This is a genomic window from Frankia sp. AiPs1 (genome assembly GCF_023716945.1).
Lineage (GTDB): Bacteria > Actinomycetota > Actinomycetes > Frankiales > Frankiaceae > Frankia.
In genome coordinates this window covers 1-3,221 of record NZ_JAMQQF010000645.1, presented here as the reverse complement: position 1 = coordinate 3,221, position 3,221 = coordinate 1, and the positions used below count along the sequence as shown (strand labels likewise).

The window sequence follows — 3,221 nt, the reverse complement described above, 5'->3', positions numbered from 1 at the left end:
GGCGCCCACCGACCGCCCGGCGCCGGCCTCGAGCGCCCTGACGACCGCGGTGCTGCCGCGGGTGGGCATCGGCGTCGACGTGCACCCGTTCGCGGCCGGCCGGCCGTGTTGGGTCGCCTGCCTGGAATGGCCGGGGGAGACGGGCCTCGCCGGACACTCGGACGGAGACGTCGCCGCGCACGCGACCTGTGACGCATTGCTCACCGCATCGTGCCTGGGGGATCTGGGGAAGGTGTTCGGCACCGACCGGCCGGAGTACGCGGGGGCGTCCGGCGCGGTCCTGCTGGCCGAGACGGCCCGGTTGCTCGCCGTCGCCGGTTGGGTGATCGGGAACGTGTCGGTCCAGGTCATCGGCAACCGCCCGCGGATGGCTGCGCGCCGCGAGCAGGCCCAGGAGGCGATGTCCGCGGCCCTGGGCGCCTCGGTGAGCCTGTCGGCGACGACCACCGACGGGCTCGGCCTGACCGGCCGGGGCGAGGGGCTCGCGGCGATCGCCACGGCCCTGGTGGTGCGCGCCTGAGCTCGGGCCGCGCCCGAGGGGTATGCCGATCTGTCATCGCTCGGTAGTGTGCCGGCGGTGAATGAAAGGCTGGGCCGTCGTTGGCCGCTCCCCGAGGAGCCCGAGGAGTGTGATGGCTGGTCGCCTGCCCGAGCCGGTGCGGGCCCTCGCGGACGCGCGGACCTACGTCGTCCTGGCCACGGTCCAGGCCGACGGCTCGCCGCGGATGACCGTGCTCTGGGTGGATCGCGACGAGGACGAGCTGTTGCTGTCCACGGCGCGCGGACGCGCGAAGGAACGGGACATCGCGCGTGATCCGCGGGTCGGGCTGATGTTCCTCGACCAGGACCACCCCTACTCGTACGTCGAGGTGCGCGGGACCGCCACGCTCACCGAGCAGGGCGGTGGGGAGCTGATCGACCGGTTGTCGCTGAAGTACACCGGCGACATCTACCGGTGGGACGATCCGGGCGAGGTCCGGCTCGTCATCCGGGTTGTGGCCGACCGGGTGCTGACGGTCGGCTGACACGGGCTGCATACCCGCCGCCGGGGCCGGAGCCGTACCCTTGACAGATGGGTCTCCACCTCTACGACACGCGCAGGCGGCGCGTGCGGCCATTTGAGCCGCTGCGCCCCGGTCACGTGGGCGTCTACGTGTGTGGACCCACCGTGCAGTCGCCGCCGCACGTGGGCCACCTCCGCACGGCCCTGCCGTTCGACCTGATGCGTCGGTGGCTGGTGCAGTCCGGGCACGCGGTGACACTCGTGCAGAACGTGACCGACATCGACGACAAGATCATCATCAATGCGGACCGGGACGGTACCTCGGTCTGGGAGCTGGCCACCCGCCAGACCCGGGCCTTCGACGACGCCTATCGCACGGTCGGCATCCTGCCGCCGACGATCCAGCCGCGCGCGACGGGCCACATCCCGGAGATGATCGCGCTGATCTCCGCGCTGATCGGCGCCGGCCACGCCTACACCGGAGCGGGCTCGGTCTGGTTCCGGGTCGGTTCCTTCACCGACTACGGGGCCCTGTCGCACCAACGGCCGGACGCCATGCTGCCGTCTGCGGAGTCGGAGCCCGGCAAGGCGGATCCGCGGGACTTCGCGCTGTGGAAGGCCGCCCGGCCCGGCGAGCCGTTCTGGTCCTCGCCCTGGGGCGACGGTCGTCCCGGCTGGCACCTGGAGTGCTCGGCGATGGCCGGCAAGTACCTCGGTCCGGTCTTCGACATCCACGGCGGCGGGCTCGACCTGGTCTTCCCCCACCACGAGAACGAGCGTGCACAGACGGTCTGCGCGGCGGGAGCCGGCGCCACCGGCGAGATGGCCCGGTACTGGATGCACGTCGGGCTGTTGACCACCGGCGGCACGAAGATGTCGAAGTCGCTCGGGAACTCGGTGCTCGTCGCCGACGCCCTCGACGTCGTTCGCCCCCAGGTGTTGCGCTATCACCTGTTGTCGGCGCACTACCGCTCGACGCTCGAGTACACCCCGGAGGCGCTGGGCGAGTCGGCCGCGGCGCACGACCGGGTCGAGACCTTCGTCCGCAACGCGCTCGACATCCTCGGCGGCCCGGGAGAGGCGGCGGCCCTGGCGGCCGACGACGGCGAGTCCGGCGCGGGCAGTGTGCTGCGCGGGCGGGCAGCCCGGGGCAGGCCCGGCAGCGAGGTCGTGGGCGGCGCGGCGGGGGACGCTGAGGCGGGGCTGACCCCGCAGCGGGCATGGGCGGACTTCGCGGCGGCCATGGACGACGATCTCGCGGTCGGCCGCGCGCTCGCGGCCATCTTCAGCGCGGTCGGTCAGGGCAACCAGGTGCTGTCCAAGGCGCACAGCCGCGCGCTCGCGGGCTGGGTCGACGTCACCCGTCGGATGCTCGGCGTCCTCGGGCTCGACCCGCACGAGCAGTGGCCCTCCGCCGGCGCCGAGCTTCGGCCCGCGCTCGACGGGGTTATGCAGATCGCGCTGGATCTGCGTTCGGCGGCCCGGGCGCGGCGGGACTACGCGGAGGCCGATTCGATCCGCTCGAGGCTCGCGGCCGCTGGCCTGATCGTCGAGGACACCCCCGAGGGACAGCGCTGGCATCTGGCCTGAGTCAGCCCAGCGATGGCAGCGCAGTCGCGGGGTCACCGCCCGGCCAGGCCCCCGCCTGGGACGGTGCGCGCAGACTGCCGGCCAAGTCGTGCCCGAGTGGACGACGACCCCGCGCGACGTTCGGCGCCGGCCCGATTCACGGGCCGGCGCCGGTCGATCAGCGGGCGCGCAGCGTGATGCGCGTCCAGGCACCCAGATAGACGCGGTCGCCGTCCCGGAGCGGGACGGGCTGCCCGGGTTCGATCGGGTCCGGCTCGTCGTTGAGCCGAGTGCCGTTGGTCGAGCCCGGGTCGCGCACGGCGTAGCCGCCGTCGGGGAGCTGCTCGAACAACGCGTGGCTGCGCGAGATGCCCGGATCCTCCGGCGCGCCGGACAGGTCGATGTCCGGGTGGATGCCACGCGACTCGCTGCGCCGGCCGACGAGCATCTGCGCGCCGGCGAGCGCGAAGACGCGGCGCGGGTAGAAGGTCGGGAACGGCACCCGGTGGTCATCGCCGCTGTCGTAGTACTCGCGTTCCGCCTCGACGATGGCCTCCCAGACGGTGGCCCCCGCCGGGGGACGGTCCCGGTCCCACCCGCCGGCGCCGCGCGGGTCGTCGGCGATCGGCTCGCGCCGGCCGCCCCGCCC

At 73.6% G+C, this 3,221-nt stretch carries 4 protein-coding genes; 3 read left to right on the top strand and 1 reads right to left on the bottom strand.

Annotation, left to right across the window (positions count from 1 at the left end; genetic code table 11):
* The first annotated feature begins 37 nt into the window (after window positions 1-37).
* The 3 genes from ispF to cysS all read left to right on the top strand — a co-directional run bounded on the left by ispF (window position 38) and on the right by cysS (window position 2,593).
* On the top strand, window positions 38-520 hold the full coding sequence (gene ispF, locus ND748_RS28805; RefSeq protein ID WP_251749333.1) for a 2-C-methyl-D-erythritol 2,4-cyclodiphosphate synthase: 483 nt from the start codon (window positions 38-40) through the stop codon (window positions 518-520).
* Between the two features lie 112 nt (window positions 521-632).
* Window positions 633-1,025, top strand: coding sequence for a PPOX class F420-dependent oxidoreductase (locus tag ND748_RS28800; RefSeq protein ID WP_251749332.1), 393 nt, complete (start codon window positions 633-635; stop codon window positions 1,023-1,025).
* A gap of 47 nt (window positions 1,026-1,072) precedes the next feature.
* Window positions 1,073-2,593: a cysteine--tRNA ligase gene (cysS, locus tag ND748_RS28795; RefSeq protein ID WP_251749331.1), complete on the top strand. Its 1,521-nt coding sequence runs from the start codon at window positions 1,073-1,075 to the stop codon at window positions 2,591-2,593.
* A gap of 157 nt (window positions 2,594-2,750) precedes the next feature.
* Here cysS and ND748_RS28790 read toward each other — a convergent pair.
* Window positions 2,751-3,221: FHA domain-containing protein (locus ND748_RS28790; protein WP_251749330.1), on the bottom strand; the 471-nt coding region annotated here is incomplete at its 5' end.

Coding starts and splice junctions, on each gene's coding strand:
- ND748_RS28800 (WP_251749332.1), top strand. CDS start 633: ATGGCTGGTCGCCTGCCCGAGCCGGTGCGGGCCCTCGCGGACGCGCGG.
- cysS (WP_251749331.1), top strand. CDS start 1,073: ATGGGTCTCCACCTCTACGACACGCGCAGGCGGCGCGTGCGGCCATTT.